At 38.6% G+C, this 19,246-nt stretch carries 13 protein-coding genes and 1 pseudogene; 1 reads left to right on the top strand and 13 read right to left on the bottom strand.

Translation table 11 applies throughout. The features are described 5' to 3' along the window. Positions 1-12 precede the first annotated feature (12 nt). From JM83_RS09715 to JM83_RS09655, 13 genes are all read right to left on the bottom strand, one after another. Positions 13-993 carry a cytochrome c oxidase subunit 3 gene (locus JM83_RS09715; RefSeq protein ID WP_144961638.1) on the bottom strand — a complete coding sequence of 327 codons (981 nt, stop codon included), beginning with the start codon at positions 991-993 and terminating at the stop codon, positions 13-15. A 44-nt stretch (positions 994-1,037) separates the two neighbouring features. Continuing rightward, positions 1,038-1,619: a heme-copper oxidase subunit III gene (locus tag JM83_RS09710; RefSeq protein WP_144961636.1), complete on the bottom strand. Its 582-nt coding sequence runs from the start codon at positions 1,617-1,619 to the stop codon at positions 1,038-1,040. Further along, positions 1,610-2,512: a heme o synthase gene (gene cyoE / locus JM83_RS09705; RefSeq protein WP_144961634.1), complete on the bottom strand. Its 903-nt coding sequence runs from the start codon at positions 2,510-2,512 to the stop codon at positions 1,610-1,612. Before cyoE ends, JM83_RS09710 begins: the two co-directional genes overlap by 10 nt. Before the next feature lie 224 nt (positions 2,513-2,736). Continuing rightward, positions 2,737-4,839 (bottom strand): gliding motility protein RemB, encoded by a 2,103-nt coding sequence (locus JM83_RS09700; RefSeq protein ID WP_144961632.1) that lies wholly within the window; start codon positions 4,837-4,839, stop codon positions 2,737-2,739. A gap of 137 nt (positions 4,840-4,976) precedes the next feature. After that, the gene (locus JM83_RS09695) at positions 4,977-5,699 is read right to left on the bottom strand and encodes an energy transducer TonB (RefSeq protein WP_144961630.1); all 723 of its coding nucleotides are present in this window, start codon (positions 5,697-5,699) and stop codon (positions 4,977-4,979) included. Between the two features lie 44 nt (positions 5,700-5,743). Continuing rightward, positions 5,744-6,148 carry a VanZ family protein gene (locus JM83_RS09690; protein WP_261376424.1) on the bottom strand — a complete coding sequence of 135 codons (405 nt, stop codon included), beginning with the start codon at positions 6,146-6,148 and terminating at the stop codon, positions 5,744-5,746. Then, the gene (gene gcvH, locus JM83_RS09685; RefSeq protein WP_144961628.1) at positions 6,138-6,518 is read right to left on the bottom strand and encodes a glycine cleavage system protein GcvH; all 381 of its coding nucleotides are present in this window, start codon (positions 6,516-6,518) and stop codon (positions 6,138-6,140) included. Before gcvH ends, JM83_RS09690 begins: the two co-directional genes overlap by 11 nt. Before the next feature lie 63 nt (positions 6,519-6,581). Beyond that, on the bottom strand, positions 6,582-13,703 hold the full coding sequence (sprA, locus tag JM83_RS09680) for a cell surface protein SprA (RefSeq protein WP_144961626.1): 7,122 nt from the start codon (positions 13,701-13,703) through the stop codon (positions 6,582-6,584). A gap of 32 nt (positions 13,704-13,735) precedes the next feature. Next, a complete protein-coding gene (gene ruvA / locus JM83_RS09675) occupies positions 13,736-14,323 on the bottom strand; it encodes a Holliday junction branch migration protein RuvA (RefSeq protein WP_144961624.1) in 588 nt (195 codons plus the stop codon). Between the two features lie 83 nt (positions 14,324-14,406). Next, positions 14,407-16,692: an NADP-dependent malic enzyme gene (locus tag JM83_RS09670; protein ID WP_144961622.1), complete on the bottom strand. Its 2,286-nt coding sequence runs from the start codon at positions 16,690-16,692 to the stop codon at positions 14,407-14,409. A gap of 159 nt (positions 16,693-16,851) precedes the next feature. After that, on the bottom strand, positions 16,852-17,334 hold the full coding sequence (locus JM83_RS09665) for a carbohydrate kinase family protein (protein ID WP_261376423.1): 483 nt from the start codon (positions 17,332-17,334) through the stop codon (positions 16,852-16,854). A gap of 70 nt (positions 17,335-17,404) precedes the next feature. Further along, the gene (locus JM83_RS09660) at positions 17,405-17,884 is read right to left on the bottom strand and encodes a YceI family protein (protein ID WP_186434978.1); all 480 of its coding nucleotides are present in this window, start codon (positions 17,882-17,884) and stop codon (positions 17,405-17,407) included. Between the two features lie 41 nt (positions 17,885-17,925). Further along, a complete protein-coding gene (locus JM83_RS09655; RefSeq protein ID WP_144961616.1) occupies positions 17,926-18,549 on the bottom strand; it encodes an intradiol ring-cleavage dioxygenase in 624 nt (207 codons plus the stop codon). Positions 18,550-18,681: 132 nt separating this feature from the next. Between JM83_RS09655 and JM83_RS09650 the strand changes: the two are divergent. Next, positions 18,682-18,963 (top strand): annotated as a pseudogene (locus JM83_RS09650) (SusD/RagB family nutrient-binding outer membrane lipoprotein); the annotation flags it as partial. Between the last annotated feature and the right edge of the window lie 283 nt (positions 18,964-19,246).

The raw sequence follows: 19,246 nt of genomic DNA, 5'->3' as shown, positions 1-19,246 counted from the left end.
TTTATTTCAGAGTTAAACCAGGTAAAAGAACGTGAAAACAAATACCCAAACTAAATCTACAAAGTGCCAGTATAAACCAACCTTTTCCACCATTTCATAACTTCCTCGACGCTCATAAGTTCCTAAGATCACATTGAAAAAGATGATGATGTTTATCATTACTCCAGAAAATACGTGGAATCCGTGGAATCCAGTTATAAAGAAGAAGAAATCTGCAAATAATGGTGGTCCATACTCATTTTGGGCAAGATTGGCTCCTTGAACCACTCCTATAGCGTCCGCATTTAATTTACGAAGGGATTCTTCTCTCGAAAGAATGGTTTTCTCGCCATTCTCGTCGAACATCAGGGTACGAATTAGGATATTATCGTTAGCGGCAAAGCCCGCTTTTACTTCGTCAATGGTAAAATCGGGAAGGGTTTCATTTTCAGTAAACCAAAGTCCATTGTTTCGTGTATTGGCAACCCTTGTTGCTGGTAAGTCTGCAACGAAATCTGCAAGTGCAACGCGTTCTCCTTCGCCATTTACAAATTGAAGAATATTTCCTCCATTGGTTGTTACTGCACCATATTCCCCTTGAATAAAATTCTTCCATTCCCAAGCTTGGGCACCAACGAAAATTGCTCCACCAATAATAGTAAGGAACATGTATAAGGTTACTTTTCCTTTTTTCATATGGTGACCGGCATCTACTGCCAAAACCATCGTTACAGAGGAGAAAATAAGAACAAATGTCATAAGTGCCACATAGTACATGGGAGCATCTACTCCATGCAAAAACGGGAAGTGATTAAACACTTCATCGGCAATAGGCCAAGAATCTATGAATTTAAATCTTGAAAAACCGTAAGCAGCTAAGAATCCGGAAAATGTAAGTGCATCAGAAACGATGAAGAACCACATCATCAATTTACCATAACTAGCCCTTAATGGCTCATTTCCACCGCCCCAGGTTTTACCTTCGGTGCCTGTTCTAATAACAGTAGCTTCCATATGAAGAATTTGATTTTATATGATGGCAAAAATACACAAATTTATTATCTAAAGAAATATAAAAACACAAACAGGTAAACCCAGAGCGCATCAAGAAAGTGCCAAAAAGTGGCACCTAGCTCAATTCCAAGCATTTGACCTTTTTTATAGCGTTGTTTAAAATGGTTATAAATTACTACCAAAAGCACTATCAAGCCTGCTGTAAGGTGGGCAAGGTGCAATAAAACCACTACATATATAAACGAAGTAGTAATCGTGCTCTCACTCCCGGTAAAATAGTATCCAGATGCTATAATTTCTGAAAAACTTCGGAATTGCAAATCAACAAAGACAATCCCTAATGCCAAGGTAGTTAATAACAACACGGTACCTAGTAATCGATTTCCCTTTCCAATTGCACTTTTGGCAAGTATAAAAGTAATGCTGCTAATTATAATAACCACAGTGCTCCAATATAAGGTTTCAGGTAATTCAAAATCCGAGATCCAGTCGGGCCTATTTTTACTGACCACATAGGCACTTGTAATTCCTGCAAACATCATTACCATACTGGCAATTCCAAACCATAACATCATTTTTTTGGCTCTGCCGGTTTTAAACTGTCGGGTCTCTTGTGTTATATCCATTCTCTTAAAAATTTATCCAATACATAAACAATTTGCAAAAGTGTAATATAGGACACACTTGCAAACATTAATTTTTTAGCTGAAACCGCATCACGATTCTTATATAATTTGAAGGCATAATATAGCATCCCCAAGCCAAGCACTAAAATAATGGCACCTGCATAAGGCGTTAAAAATAGCCTTCCTGTAACCCCGAAAACAGGGATCAAGGAAACCAGAATAGTCCAAACCGTATATAAAATCACTTGAATAGCTGTGCCCTTATCCCTTTTACCTGTTGGCAACATAAAGAACCCCCCTTTTTTATAATCGTCGAACAACCACCAACCAATGGCCCAAAAGTGAGGAAATTGCCAAAAGAACTGGATCATAAAAAGGGTTCCCGGCTCTATACTAAATTCGTCTGTTGCTGCCACCCAGCCCAGCATAAAAGGAATTGCCCCAGGAAATGCTCCAACAAACACAGATAATGGGGTCCTGGTTTTTAGCGGGGTATACACACTTACATATAAAAATATGCTGATTGCCCCAAACATAGCTGTTTTGGGGTTGATGATATAAAGAACAATCAAGCCAATGATAGTCAAAGTACTCGCAATAATAAAAGCAGCATTCACAGACATTCTTCCTGCTGGGATAGGCCTATCTTTCGTGCGATCCATCAAAACATCAAGGTCCCGCTCAATTATTTGATTGTAGGCATTGGATGCGCCCACCATACAGTACCCTCCAATTGCCAATAACAAAACGGCAACAAAATTCACCACTTCTGCTCCCAAAAAATATCCTGCCACAGAAGAAAAAACCACACTAATTGCCAATCGCATTTTTGTGATCTCCTTAAAATCTGAAAGTACAGATACAGAAGGGGTATGTACGCTTGTATTACTCAAAAAAAGCAATTTTATATTTGGCGCAAAGATACTTCTTAATTGTGTTTTAGCAAGAATGTGAAAAAGTTAATTTTCGGCAGGTTGTAAAGTAGAAAAATTATGCCCTATAGATAAATGAGCATATAAGCTAAGATTAAATAAAGAATGTCTGTATTTAAGACAAACTCTTGATGACTAATGATATGACCTAACAGGATCTATTCATTATCATTATTGTTCCACTGTTAATATTCGTAGTACCAGTTAAATATATCTGTTCGTATTCCCACATTGAACCAAACCGTATTTTCCTTAAAAATAAGATCGGTATCTACCCCAGGATTGAAATTTCTATAGATAAGGCTTCCAAAAACCTTAAGATTTGTCACCGGATTTATAATATATCCTGCTTCCACCTCAGAAAACAAGGTAGTGGTGGTATTTCCTTGCCCAATTTTTACTCCATCCTCAAAGGCACGATCGCGTTCACTGCGATAAATATTTCCGCCATAATACCTATCATCACTGCCATCATCAAAATCGAAACCGCGTTTGCCATAGATCACTTTGGCACTTCCAAAAATTCGATCTCTCCTATATCTGGCAATCCCAATGATCTCCCTAAAATTAGATCCCCATAAATGGGCTAAAGACTGATTGTTGTGCCCATAGTTTAATACAACAGAATTATGAGAATAGGTATAAGGCCTTACCTGGTTATATTCTGCCTGCAAATAGAGATCTGGCACATTAAAGGCATCAAAATATTTCACTCCTAATTGGTATCCTAGCTTATTTTTCCAGCTTTGCTTGCCCCCAAAAATCTTTTCAGTAGAAAATTCATCTATGATCCATTGTCCATAAAGGTTGATTTGATCGCTCCATTTATATTTCCCTGTAATCCCAATAATTGCATTTCCACCTCTGGCACCTGTGGAAAATTCAATAGATCTATAAAAAATCACCGGGTTCAAATAATTAACATCGAAACCACGCCCATTATCATTTTGCCAGATCACCGATTCAAACAAACCAAGATTAAATCTCTTGGTTAGATTCAAACTCAAGTAATGATTGGCCATATATTTTGTTCTATAGGAACCTTCCGCAGACACCTCTTCCCTTACATCACGCAAAGACATAAATGTATTGGTGTATTTTAGTTTCCAAAAATTGGTGTTTAATTTCAAATATGGATACGGACTAGCAATATCGCTCATTAACAATGACCGATAACCATCGCCAATAAAATTTTTGCCATGCCCAAATTGCACGTTGAAGAAATCTGAAACTTTATAAGACAAATATCCTTCGGCCACAGGAAAATCATAACCATCCTCTAAAAACTCTTTTGCAATTCCCCTCCCGGGAACAATCGCAGGATTTCCGCCAAACGGGCCAATACTTTCTGCATACCTATTAAAATAATCGGCAAAGCGGCCCTGACTTTCAAAAACCACCGTATAGAAATTAAAATTCTTTCCCAAGCCTCCTTGGAAAATGGCACCACGGGTATTATTATAAGTAAATGCAATATCACTCTGAAAATCTTTTCCTACTTGAAGATCCAGAACCGCATCTCCGGTAAACCAGTAATTCTCACCCTGAAAAGCAACTAAATGTTCGTCCCAAATTTTTCTTCCCGTCCAAGTTTTACGGGTATTGCCTTCCTTAAATTCGGCATCAAAATCGTAATACCTGGAAACTTCATTGTATATATAAGGTTTGGTAGCTGTGTGACTATTATTTCCAACTCTATTCATCTCCGCATCAAACCTATTGTAACGCTCATGAGAAAGCGGCACAAACAAATTGCTGGAGTTTATTTTGCTGATAAATGGCTTGGATACAATGCTATCATATTCAGTCAGCGTTTTTTTCTTCTTAATAGATCTGGATTCTTTTACAACAGCAGCTTCAGATGAAGGAGGGACCATTTTGGTATATCCTATTGGAATCTTTAAAGGGAACCTAAACTGTGCATAGGCAGGCTTGCCGTTGTATGTTGCCGGTGAAATACTGGGCAACTCATCAAAAACACGCCGTATTTCTTCTTTTAATTCAGGATAAATTGCATCTACATAAAGCACCTTGAACTTTCCTTCTTTGGTAACTTCAAAAAGGATGATCATTTCTCCTTTATAATTTTCTTCAGAAACCTTTGCAGGCAACTGAAAATTCTCGGTTACCTTTTTCATCAAGGTATTCTTAAAACAAGCTTCCTCTCCATTAAAATCTATTTCTGAACATTCAGAAAAAGCTGGATAGGTTTCAAATTCGGAAAATCCATCTTGTGGAAATGCGTTGTAGGAAATAAAACAGAGAAGTAGGAATCCAATGTATTTCATAAAAGGAGCACAGATATTAAAGCGTGAAACAGCCGAAAGATACCAAAATTTTTATTCTTGAATGAGGAAAAGCCCATGAACAAGAAATTCCCAAACCGCTAAGCAATTTGGGAATTTTATATAAATTATAAATTGTATTAATCCTGTACTTGGAACACAATTGGTAAAGAGTACATAACCCCTACCGCCTTACCTCTCTGTCTACCTGGCTGCATTTTTGGAAGTGAGTTTATAACTCTTGCTGCTTCTTGCTCCAATCTTGGGTGTGGTGCACGAGAACGAACATCTGTAATGTTACCGTTCTTGTCTATTTTAAATTGAACGATCACACGATTAACCCCACTCAACCCTAACTGGCTACCTAGATCTGTATTAAATTTTCTTTGCACAAATTCTTGTACTTTCTCACTCATACATTTCTTGCGTTGGGCGTTATTGCTTAGGTTTTCACACCCTGGGAAAATTGGCACATTTTCAATGACCGCGAATGGAACATCTGCGATTACTTCTTCAACCGGTGCTTCAATAACCTCTTTTACCTCAACGATCTCATCTTGGTTGGTTTCTGTAGATTCAATTACATCTTCCTCTACTTCTTCTTCATCTTCCACAACCTCTATAATTTCTGGTGCTGGTGGTGGAGGCGGTGGTGGTGGTGGTGTGTTCAGAATTTCCGTGATTGGAATTTCTTCATCATCTAGATCACCTAGGTTCAATTGACCTAGATCTATATTATCTTTGTCGTATGTTTTCCATTCTATAGCTTGCCATGCAATAAATAGGACTAAAATAAGTCCTAACTGAAGAAAGAGAACGCTACGCTTCGTTAAATCGGCTTTCGGATTTTTCTTGGGTTTCATAATTCGATACTAATTAATAAGGGTTGCTAAAGTAAAATTTTTTTTCATAAAAATGAATTAATCTTATGTTTTAAGCGTTTAAAGGATTTTAAAAATCCTAGACATATGCCCAACGCCAATAAAACTCCGATACTATTTGCCAGTATATCGGCCCAATCTGGGTCGCGATAATCTGTAAGGGCTCCTTGTAAAACCTCAATTAACATACCAAAAAGTATAATTAAGCCAGTTATATTAGCAAAGCCCTTTATCCTTATACTGCCATCCCGTTTTTTAAACAAATAGTAAAAAAACCATACAAAGCCCAAAACAAAATATGCACCTAAATGCATCATTTTATCTGTAGGGCTAAAACTTCCAATTGAAATTTTCCCCAATTGCACTAAGGACAAAGAGGCAATTAAAATGGTATAAAGTACCGCTACTGCAAGTAATATTCTAGCCGCCAATAAGATCTTTATATTCTCCTGGACTCATTAAACCTGTGATTTCATCCTCATCTGCAATCTGGATCTTTACCATCCATCCCTCTCCATAAGGATCTGTATTTACCTTTTCTGGAGTGTCTTCTAGGCTTTCATTAAATTCAATGATCTCTCCTGTAAGCGGCAATAACAAGTCAGAGACAGTCTTTACGGCTTCGACAGTCCCAAAAACTTCTTCTCGCTCCATTGTCTCTCCAACGGTTTCCACCTCTACATAAACTATATCACCAAGTTCTCCTTGAGCGAAATCTGTAACACCAATGGTGGCAATATTTCCATCGATTTTCACCCATTCGTGATCTTTGGTGTACTTTAATTCTTGTGGTATATTCATAAAAATATTTTTTCTAGGTGCACAAAGTTAATTTATTCTTCGGTTTGGTCAAATAGCTATCAATTAATTTCCAAAATTATATCTCAAGGTGATCCCGGAACGAATAGTTGTTTGTGGGAACGCAGTAGAAATAGCATATTTGGAGAAGGTATGATCGTAATACACCAAGGCTGTTAAATTTTTTGAAATTGCATAATCTGCCACAAAATTTATGGCCCACAGGTCTTGTCCGGCAATTACTTGGCTATTATCTAGATCTAGGTACCTAATAATATTTATGTTTTTTCGGTAAGCAACATCAGCTTTAAAATTAAGGTCGCTACTAAGCACTCGTTGTTTTCCGCCAAGATTTGTTACAATCTTAAAATCTTTTACCCTATATCCCAAACCTAAGATATATTCGTTCCCTTTTACTTCTGTAAGCAAATTGTTATCGAAACTCAAAGACATGGTCCTGTCCTTTTTAATTTCAGCCAATATCCTAATGGCATCCTTGGTCTCCATATCCATTCTCAACAACGGACTAAAAAGTTCTGTTAAATTGATATTTGCAAACAACAACTTATTTTTAAAGTTATTAGTCTGATTGAATTCAAAGGGATTGTTAGGGTTGTAATCTAAATTAGATTGAAATTGATTGATCGTATATCCCGCCCGATACCCATGACTTAGGGAGAACCTACTAAAATTCCTTTTAAACCAGTCCAGTCGCATTAAGCCAGTGTATTTAATATCCCAGTTAGGTATTGGCACATTTCTAAAAGCACCTAATTTTACTGAAGATGCACTTTGCCCCGTATAGGCGGCAAGAAATGCCGGTAACAAAACAGCCTGATTGGTTTTACCATAACCTATAGGAAAACCATCTGCATCTACTTCATTAGGATCCCTTCCATTCTCTGATGCCAAGCGTTGTGCAATTTCCAGCCTATTTTTTCTAAAATTCTGAAAGGTTTCAGAAGATTCCTGATCATTTTTTTCGAACGCACTCTTAATAAGAACTGTTGAAATGTTGAAATTTCCGAAGGTATAGGGACTTAAAGACTGATATTCCAAACTGGCAGGATTTACCCTATAATTTTCATTATATGTTTCTGAATAGATCCTGCTGGCATTCAGGTCTATGGTAAGGTCCAGGATCAAGCTCAAAGAAGCTTGCATGTCCAATTGCTTGTTTTGCACCGAAGTGTACTGCTGATTGAATTCCTGGTACAATGTTAACCATCCATTTCTTGCCGCAATACCCCTAACATCACCTTGACCACCCAAAGTAAAACCTGTGGTAGGCCTAAGCGTTCCCAAAAATCCTATACTGGGAGCGTACCCGGGCAGAAAGATCCCTTTATTTTCCCGATATGTTAGTTGCACCCTTTTAAGAGCAGTTACCAAACCCAAAACCGTGTTGTAAGCCTTATCAGATTTTGGTTGTTTTGCCTTTTGTTCTTCCTTGGTCTCATTGGGAGATGTTGGAACTCCGGCACTCCGGGCTTTAATAGAGTTGGCAGTAGATTTTTTAGGCAGTAGGTTTAAATATTTATATAAACCTTGCATATCCATATTGGCATTGATCTGGTGGATACTTGAATTTTGTACCGAATTTCCCAAGTCTGGGATACCTTCTAATTGATCGAAGATCTGAGACCCACGCTGCCATTGAAAGTCACCCGTATAGGAATAGGTCGTTTTAATGAATTCCAAGATCGGAATTTTAGCGAACGGCAATTCATAATTTACTTGTAACGATTGAAAATGCTGATTTGGAGTCCCAACATTAAAAAAGTCGTCCCATACCCCGATACTGTTATCCACAAAATTATCTTCGGTAAAATAATTTCTTACCAACCTGTTATTGGTGGCACTAAAACTAAACTGAAGCGACTTCGTTAAATTATAATTTACCCGATATTGCCAATCGAACATAAAGTTTCGTTGGTACAAGGTTGGGATCCCTATATCATTTTCATTTAAAGATAACTCCCTGAATTTTTGTTCGTTATACTGCCTAAAGATATTCGATCCCCACGAAATATTGGTAGGTAAGAGGTTCACGTTGAAATCTTTCACCAAGGAATAATAGTCGCTGCTATCCAAAGCCTTTATGTTTTTAAACGGTTCCAGGGTTAATGGCAAGAACCCATAATCATAGGTGGCTCCTACCCTTACATTTTGGCTCAATGCATCTTCAATTTCAAAATCACGTTGATCTACCTGATTGTACGAACCAGAAAATGCAAAGTTTTCGATATCATAAGGCATCGGCTTCTTTTCTCCTACCCGCTCTTTTCGCAAACCAATGACATTTATACTTTGTCTTTTTGTATAAGATTCAGATTGTTCCCTCACTAGGTCCCGCTCTGTAGGATCTACAATATCATCCAACCTCGTTTGAAGTTCCAGATCCAAGAATTCCTGATCGTATTGAGGAGTAATCAACTCTTCCCCCCTGCTGTAATTAAATGGAATTTGAACTCCCCATTTTTTCGGTAATAATTGCCCCACATTTATATTGGTCACCATATCATATTGCTGGAGATCTTCCCGGCTTCTTTGATTTGGCCCTTCTTCCAAAGCTCCAAACCCAATAGTGCTTTTTCTTCCTGTAGCAGATACTGTTGCAAAATCGGCAATATTGGTGTCCATATTTACAATAGCTGCCCAACCTCCCTGGTTATCCAAATCGGACAATCGCAATTCATTGAACCATACTTCCCCGCAAATACCCGATGCCGAATTCTCCGGGCTCCCGTTCTTGACCCCGAGCATCAATAACCTTACATTTCCAAAACTCGGATTTCCCTTGATCCCAATTCTAAGTTGCCCCACTTCATAGGGGTCATTAGAATTCACAAGGTTTAGATCTTCATTAAAATAATTCAATTCTGTTGAGATCAATGATGGATCCCCTAAAACCTTTGTTTTTACCTGTTGCAGCAAGTCCAATTGTAACAAAAGCCTGTTCGCTTCTGGCCAGATCTCTTCAGCAGAAGTTGCTCCTGGCAAAGTAGCCGTTAATGGCACTTCAATTTGATAATAGTTATCTGTAAAATCGGTCCCTATCCTTATAAAAGCGATCAATTGCCCATCTTTTAAAGCGATCTCATTCACAAAAGATTCAGCATGCAGGAACATTTCCAAATTTTTATACTGGCGCATATCCACTTGGAAATTCTTATAAACTGCTCTGGCATCTTGAGGTTCTAAATCGCAAGTCCTAATGGAAAGCGATTGCTCGTTCTGGCGGATATTGGTGTTGTTATTGAATAATTCCTCGCGGTTTACCCCTGGAGGCAATACATAAGGAATCGGTTCGCGATTTTCATTCTCTTCTATATTCACTGCCGAAACCTCGAACAAAGTTCCTTCTTCTACTGGCTGTCCAGGAGTATCTGGATCTAAACTTTGATTGTACCTTCTATAATCCCCACGAACCAGGTCCATGGTCCCAAATCTCAAAACAGTTTCCTGCTGAAAGTCTGTTAGAAATAGTCGCATAAACCTAATAGATCTAAAATCGGCAATCCCTCCTTTGGTTTCTGTTGGCTCAAAAATTGGCACCTTAAATTGAATCCATCTTACCGGCAGATCTTGCCCATTGGGAAGCGGGGCATCCAGTTCCCTAACATCGGTTATATATGGGCTATTGGTAGCATTCATTCCAGGAAAGATCTTCACATCGTACTGAAAATAGCTGTTAATGGTATTCATGGTATTATCCCTGTTGAGGTCTTCGGTGGTTGGCAAGGTGGTATTTCCCCTGTTAGTGTCTGTTAATTCTGTTGGGGAATTCCCTTGTGTACCATTATAATTCCTATAACGATCTACGATGCTTCCTGTCCTATTCAGAAAATACTCATAATTATCTGCAGCGGGATCTGGAAGGTTTCCAAATGCTGAAAACTTCACTGCCTCCTCGGCATCTCCCAACCCATCAAAACCTACATCTTGGTTAATTCGTTCCTGACCTTCGGTATCAAAAGCATATATCAGGGATTGATCTGCCGGTACTTTTGCAAATACAGTGCTTACCGTATTTTGAACACCAGCATCCTGTGGCAATCCATTTTCATATTGTTTTCTCCCATCTTTAAGGACATCTTCAGAAATATTGCCCAGGTTAAAACTGATAGTTCCCCCAGTGTTTCCAGCATTTTCAGAATAAATGAAGGGATCCATCATCCAGAATTCTATAAATTCCACATTGGTTTGTTCAAAATTTGTAGAAGTAATTGCCCTGGTAATTCCTGCGAAATTCTCTTTAGGATTGTTTAAGGTATTTCCCCCCGAAGCTGCTGGGTTAAAATTATAAGGGCCCCTACTGGCAGGCGAATAAGTAAGGTCCATCGTATAGACAACCTGTGGTTGCCCTTGAATTACATCGGTATTGGGAAATATCTCATTTAAAAAAACGCGTCTTGTAGCGAAATTCGAGAGATCGGCATCGGTAATTCCACTTGGCCTTCTGCTGCTATAAAAAATTGGGTCTATGGTATACCATGACAAATATGCCCTTTTATATCCTGAAGCCAGATCCCCATTGCTTAACTCCCCCCCAAAATCCAAAGGCACACTGGAAAGTTCCCAGCTTAGCGGATTATTGATGGAGATAGCAGTCTGGGAAGCTTCAAAATCGTCTATATAGGTCGTTGCTTTTTGGTCGAAATCATTTACCTTTGGTGCTCCCGGTTGTAGATAGGCAAACTCTCCCCTAATTGAGAAATTGGAAGGAACATCGGTATCGATATTCGGTAGTTTATTCACGAGTCTGGTCAAAAATGGCACTTCTGTGCTGTAGGTAGCGTTTAAGCCATATATGGTATTGCTTACAGGCTCGTAACTATAATTGGCCTTTTGCGTAAGCGGTCGTTCTTTTAAATTCAAAAAGGTTCCCCCTACCAATAATTTTTCATTGAACTGGTGTTCGATATTAATTCCTGTAAACCTCTTGGATTGCTGCCCGAACAAGGCATTGTTTTCTGTAGAAACTTGGATCGGGATATTGGAAGCCAACAAGGCATCATCTATTATTTGCACCCTCCCTAACGGATAATTAACTACATAATCCACACCTTCCTGCAACACTCTCCCTCCCGCGGTAACGGTAACAGAACCTTGGGGCAAATTAAAACCAACCGGAATCCCATCTACCTGTGAAGATTTGTACCTTCCTTTTAACTGAAATTTATTTTTGTCGGCATCTTCTTGCTCTGCCTGGATCTTTGTGGTTCGGTATAAAGATCTAAACACATATTCCCGCTGATTGTCATTGTAGGTTTGTGGCAAATTATAATCTTCTCCTCCACCATTAGGCGTGTTGTCCAATTTATCAAACAAATATTCCCCAAAAGGTTCTACCGTAGTGAAAATTACCAGTCCATTTCTTGTGTTTATTGTAATTCCCGGCACATAATCAAAAAAACCATCTCCTCCACTTATAGGATCGTTGTTCGTGTTTAGTTTATCGAGATTGAACACGCGCAACAAGGTGGTTTCAGCAACATCTTCGGGCAATGGCACACCAGATCCAGGAGCTGGAGACAAATAATTTTGCGGCTGTGGATCTGTGTATAAAATATTCAATCTAAAATCGTCTTCCTCTAATTGAAAGGCACCTAAAGCATAGATGTTCTTCATCATAAGATCCCAAATTGGTTCGCTTACATTGGTAACGGTGCTCTTCAATAATTTTACCACCAAATTCTGATTGATCCTAGCGCCATCAATACTTGCTTGAGTGTTTGCATCTACTCCATCATTGGCAAATTCCCCTACTTGGTACACTTGTCCGTTCACCGTATATTGAAATGCAACCCCCAAAACCTCATCATTGCTCAATCTTTGATTAAGGCTTATATACCCGAGCCGTTGATCGAAGGTAAATTCATTTGGTTTTAATTGTCTGGCATTTTCTAGTTTAGCATAATCCCGCCCTTCGGAAACCACCACTCCCCCAAAACCACTTTGAACGGTGGAAATGTCCCTAATTGCAGGAGTTAAAATTGATTCTTCAGGCCCGGTTATCCCAAACGGGTTAAAATCGTTGTTGGAATTATTTGGAAATGCTCCCGCTGGACTATTAAAAAATCCTGCTGGAGGATTGTTTAAGCCAATATTTCCAGGAATGTTGGTTTCCCCCAGGTCTTGGATGGCGACAATGTTTCGGGTATCGTTTAAATTCTGGATATTATTGGTGCGGTTGGTGACCCAAACCTGAATTCGCTGAATTTGAATATTGCTATTGATAAATGGATAATTCTGAAGGGATTGATTGTACGTATCCCTAAAGTAATGTGCCAAGAAAAAGTGCCGGTCCTGATCGTAATCTATTGCAAACTTCTCGAACTCCTCTACCGTAGCCCCACCTTCAACATTTACGGTCCTCCGCTCTGATTTTTGTTCAGAAAAAACGCCTGTAACCCTGGTTTTACCGAATTGCAATTCTGTTTTAAACCCAAATAAACTTTGTGCTCCCTGGATAAGGGCACTATTTAGCGGCATATTCACATTTCCAATTTCTATTTTTTGAATGATATCGTCTTCATTGGGCGTATATTCCAACTTCAACTGGTTCTGGAAATCGAAGGTAGATTCGGTATCATAATTTGCGAGCACCTTTAATTTTGTTCCCACATTTCCCAGTAAACTAAGCTGGATCCTTTGATCGAAATCGAATGTGAGATTACTTCTGTTTCTAGGGGAGAAGGAAGGATTGTCCTGTTTTGTATAAAGCAGCCCAAGATCCATGGCCACACTACCTTGGGGCACTACTTCTATTTCCTTTCCTCCAAAAACACTTTCAAAAAAACCGGAATTCACATAATAACTAGGCAAGAGGTCTTGCTGGGCTTCAGGATCTCCTTCCCTATTTTCAGAAATAGCATTGTTTTTTTCCTTGAAATAGTTACGAATCTCTTCCTGAATAACCAATTGCTGATATTCGTCTGGTGTAAGAATCAAGGGAATGGACAAATTATAAGTCCCCAATTTTTCAGTATAAATATACCTGTTGAGAATGGGGTCATATTCATATCCCGCCACAATGCTTCCAGGATTGGGCAAAGACAAAGTGCCGGTTGCATAACCGGTACGGGTAGAATCTTGAGGCACAGGAGCATCTTGTGCATATAAACTAGGAGAAGAAGCAAATAACCAAAAAATCCCAACCAGGGATGTTAATTGCAGTTTCAAGTAATTATTCCTCAAGATTATTTAATATGAAATTATAAATTCTTTAAAGCTAATTTTATTATTGTTTCTACAGTAGGATCTTCTGTAGCATCTTTCATAATGCGGTCTACCACCTTTTCGGCAGGTTTTCTGGCAAAACCTAAAGTCTCTAATGCTGATAACGCTTCTTCCTTGTTCGTATTGTTTTGGGACACAAAAATCTCCCCTTCTCCAAAGACCTTTAGAACTTTATCTTTTAAGTCTAAAATAACACGCTGTGCCGTTTTTGCCCCAATCCCTTTAATGCTCTGGATTGTTGCAACATCTGCAGTAGCAATAGCATCCATTATTTGTTTAGGATCCAATGACGACAGCATGGTGCGGGCCGTACTTGCCCCAATTCCAGAAACAGAAATCAATAACCTGAAAAGTTCCCTTTCAGATTTGTCCATAAAACCGAATAAGGTATGAGAGTCTTCTTTTACTTGTAAATGTGTGTATAGGCTTATTGCTTCTGAAGCGCTCTTGAGCAACGCAAACGTATGCAAAGAAATATGCAAAAAATATCCTACTCCATTGCAGTCTATTACAACATAAGTAGGGTTTTTTTCTACTAACTGCCCCTTAAGGTGATAGATCATGTTATTAAAAAAATGTTAATATTCAAATGTACTAAATAATATAGAGCTCCAAGGCTTTAAAAAAACCTGAAAACAAGGCTATTTTACCGTTTTTGAACCTTTCCTTTTTCTTGGGCATCCACAACAGCAACGGCTACCATGTTCACTATTTCCTCTACACTTGCCCCCAACTGTAAAATATGGACCGGCTTTCTCATTCCCATCATAATAGGGCCAATCGAGTCGGCATTGTTCATTTCTTTCAGAAGTTTATAAGTGCCATTAGCCGATTCCAAATTAGGATATATCAAAGTATTTACCTTTTTACCTACCAATTTAGAGAATGGGAATTTCTTTTGAAGCATTTCCTTGTTCAATGCGAAATCTGTTTGTATCTCTCCGTCTACAATAAGATCTGGATGCGATCTATGTAAAATGGAAACTGCCTCTTTTACTTTACGAGCCCTGTCGTTTTTAGAAGATCCAAAATTGGCATAAGAAATCATGGCCACCACCGGCTCCATTCCAAATAATTTCACGGTTTTAGCGGTCATTACCGCAATCTTTGCAAGATCTTTGGCCGAAGGATCTATATTTATAGAGGTATCACTTATAAAAAGTGGGCCTCTGGAGGTATTCATTAAATTGGTTGCGGCAACTCTATCTACTCCTTGCGCCATTCCAATTAATTCCAACATTGGTTTCACAACGCTAGGATAAGCTCTGGAATAGCCCGACAATAATGCATCGGCATCGCCTTCGTTCACCATCATGGCTGCAAAATAATTACGTTCCCGCATTAAATTTTGTGCATCATATCTGGTTACACCGTTCCTCTCGCGCGTTTTCCAATACACATCTGCATAACGTTCCCGACGTACCACCTCTTCATCAGATTTTGGATCGATAATAGTTACAAGGTCTTCATGAAAATCTATTTCAGTCATCAGTTCTAGAATGACATCTTTCCTACCCAAAAGAATCGGAATTCCAATCCCTTCTTCTTGAGTGATCTGTGCTGCTTTAAGTACATCCAACTGATCTGCTTCAGCAAAAACGACTTTCTTAGGATTTATTTTTGCGCGATTCATCAATAAACGGGAGATCTTGTTATCGTGCCCCATTCTATTCAGCAATTCCTCTTCATAACGTTCCCAGTCCAGGATCGGACTTTTGGCCACACCACTTTCCATTGCAGCTTTTGCAACTGCCGGAGGCACTTGGGCAATCAATCTTGGATCGAAAGGTTTAGGGATAATATATTCTGGGCCAAAATGCAATTTGGTTTCCGCATAGGCAATGTTCACTTGCTCTGGCACAGGTTCTTTGGCCAATGCCGCCAAAGCTTTGACCGCTGCCATTTTCATAGCTTCATTAATTTTGGTAGCTCTTACATCCAAGGCACCCCTAAAAATAAAAGGAAAACCGAGCACATTGTTCACCTGATTGGGATGATCGCTTCTTCCTGTTGCCATAATAAGATCCTTACGCGCAGAAACCGCAAGATCATATTCGATTTCCGGATCGGGATTGGCCATTGCGAAAACAATTGGACGTTTGGCCATGCTTTTGAGCATTGGAACATCCACTATGTTTGCTATAGAAAGCCCTACGAATACATCGGCATTTTTCATCGCTTCTTTAAGCGTATCTATTTTTCTTTTGGTAGCAAATTCAAGTTTCTCAATTGATAGATTAGTTCTATCTGCACGAATGACTCCTTTGCTATCCAGCATCACTATATTTTCAGCTTTTGCCCCAAAAGCCTTATAGAGCTTGGTACAGGATACTGCTGCCGCTCCTGCTCCACTAATTACAATTTTAACTTTATCTATCTTCTTTTTAGAAATTTCCAATGCATTTAAAAGAGCCGCAGCTGAAATGATGGCGGTACCATGCTGATCGTCATGCATTACAGGAATGTCCAGCTCCTCTTTTAAGCGACGTTCAATCTCAAATGCCTCTGGAGCTTTGATATCTTCCAAGTTGATCCCTCCAAAAGTGGGGGCAATATTTTTAACCGTTTGAATAAAGGATTCTACATCTTTGGTATCTACTTCGATATCGAACACATCTATATCAGCAAAGATCTTGAAAAGCAAACCTTTTCCTTCCATTACTGGTTTGGATGCTAAGGGACCTATATCTCCCAGACCAAGCACAGCAGTACCATTGGATATCACTGCAACTAAATTACCTTTAGCCGTATATTTATAAGCATTCTCACTATCCTTTTCTATTTCTAAACAGGGAATGGCCACACCCGGGGAATACGCCAAAGAAAGATCTCTTTGTGTTGCATATTTCTTTGTGGGAACAACTTCTATTTTTCCAGGTTTCGGTTTGGCGTGATACACCAGTGCTTCTCTCCTTTTGCTATCCTTACTCATAATCTTAATTTTTGGCAGAACCACAAAGGTAACAAGCTAATCTTGCTTATTCGAATTTATTTTGAATAATACTTTTGATTCAAAGTAGAGAAAAACCTTGGTAATTCTGTAGTGCCCGTTTCCAAAAGTCAATATAAAACGAAGATTTTGACTATGTAATTATTCAAGAAGTTCTGTAATAATATTGATATTATCTGGTAATCTGCCTACATTTTGCAATTTCAAGGCGGCCAGTTTTAGAGCTATTTGCAAGGCTTCTTCCATAGAATACTCCTTAATATATGCAAATAAAAACCCAGACCAAAAAGCATCTCCTGCACTTGTGGCATCCAAAATCTTGTTTATTTTTATAGCGGGAAGTTTAATTTGAGACTTGTTTAATTGGGAAAGAATTACACCCTTCTTGCCCAAGGTTAGGCAAACAGTTTCTGCACCATTGGCATGAAAGAATTCAAATACCTCATCGTGTGTGAGTTTATTCAAAAAAAACCTGACTACATCATCCTCACTAATTTTCACTAAAGGATTATAAGAACAATACTTTTTGATTACCTCTAAGGCCTTATCTCTATCGCTCCATATTTTTTCTGAATAATTGACATCTATACTGAGTTTACAACCTAATTTAGTGAAGTCATGCAACAGGAATTTACTACAAACAACTTTTTAACCTTTAGCCCCATTTGAAAACTTTGGTTTTTGGCTATATTTTTTATTTCGCTTTTAGCATAACGGTCAATTCAATTTCACGGTCAACAAAAGTTCTGTCTATCCAATTTCCTTTGTACGCAATATCCCACTGAAACCTATCAAAGGTAAATTTTGTTGAAAAAAGGTTGTCTTTATACAACGCTAAGAATTCTAAGTTTTTGGTTGTATTCTTTATAGTTAGATTACCTTTTATCTTTAAACTATCACCTGTAATAGGTTCGACATTTGTTATTTCAAAATGTGAGGTTGGATAGGCATCAGCATCAAAAAAATCATCACTTTTTAAATGATCAACAAGCCTTTTGCGAGGTATAGGCTCATGCATGGGGATGTCAATGACTTCAATGGATTGCATATCCACCATAAAACCGCCTCCGCTTATGTTTTTGTCTTTGGTTAAAAAGTAAGCCTTTTGAAGTTGTATTTTACCTTGGTGTTTTCCAGTATGCCCCATTTTGCTACCCTTCCAAAGAACCTCCATTGCAAGCACTAAGCATATATACAGTAAGGAGTAGGATTATTTTATTCATAGTTAGGTATATTTTTGCCAAGAATGATATCCCTCCGGCCAACCACTATTCCCTTTTCCTTTTTTAATGATAAAATGCCATTACTACCGCCTCTGGAAGATTCGGGATTTTTATGTTCCTCGGTGAGTTGTGGATCCCCTGCAAAAAGGAAACTGCCAAGCCAGTAATACTTACCATCGGGCTCACGTATAATGGGATGGATATGTGCCGGCAATCCACCGTAGGGTGCGGGCTTGAAAGTGTAGAAGGCATATTTACCATCGGCTCCGGTCTTTATCCAACCATGAATGTAGCCGTACTGTCGGGCCCAACCGTTTTCATTGCCATGTTTTGGATAGACCCCGTCCCTATTGGTGTGATGGACAAATAAAATGACACCTTTAGCAGGGGTTTTTCCATCATTTTTATAAATGGTACCTGTTACTTTTATCTTGTCTTCGGTTTCTTCAAACCCGGGTAGGGTATCAATTGATAAAAGTTTCCGGTCTCCATAGTCGAAGACTGCCTCACACCCCTCGCAGGGACCACCCACCAATCTTGCATTTTCCTGTGCAAGTCCGCAGCCTGAGAAACCGAGCAGAATTAAAAGTAAAAGGATTATTCTATAGATATTCATAAAATTGAGAATAGTTTTTTTTGACTAAAAATTTGACCCTTATTGTAAAAGTAATGAATCTTGTGTGCCGACCGGCGATGAACCTTATAAAGTGTTGGAAAAGGTGGTCAAGTCCTTCCTGAGAATGAAACTGCTATGTACCTTATACAACCTACAGTTGCTTATGATGTAATAGAATATCAATTAGGATTCCAATTTTGGATCGCTATGTTCGACAATCCTTTCCAAGGATGGCTTGTGTGGAGAAAATTTGATGCGCCAGAATTGAACATTGCTGCAGGTTCTCAATTGCCGGTACCATTAAGGTACACGTATCCTGTGAACGAGCAGAATTTGAATAATGCTCAATATGAGGCTGCATCTTCTGCTATTGGTATGGATGAGCAACAAGCTCCCACTTTTCTAGGATGTTGATTAATTAGAATCTTGAAAACCATTGTTTTTAAAACCCGCCTCAATCGAGGTGGGTTTTTTGTTAAATCTTTTTAACTGTATAAATAATTTATGTCCAAATTTAAAAAAATCATTTTGTCCCTAATACGGTTCTTTATTAAATAGAAAATAAGGGAGTATATCAACAAAATCAACGCCTGTCATCAAATAACAGAGTGTGTAAAACCTTTTGATTTCAATTGATCATTTCCCAACTTTTACAAATACAAGCTCCTGTTTTCTTGTTTATTTTTCCTTTTATTAG

Origin of the sequence: Gillisia sp. Hel_I_86 (assembly GCF_007827275.1) — a bacterium.
Classification (GTDB): Bacteria; Bacteroidota; Bacteroidia; order Flavobacteriales; family Flavobacteriaceae; genus Gillisia.
This window is presented reverse-complemented; position numbering and strand designations above follow the sequence as displayed.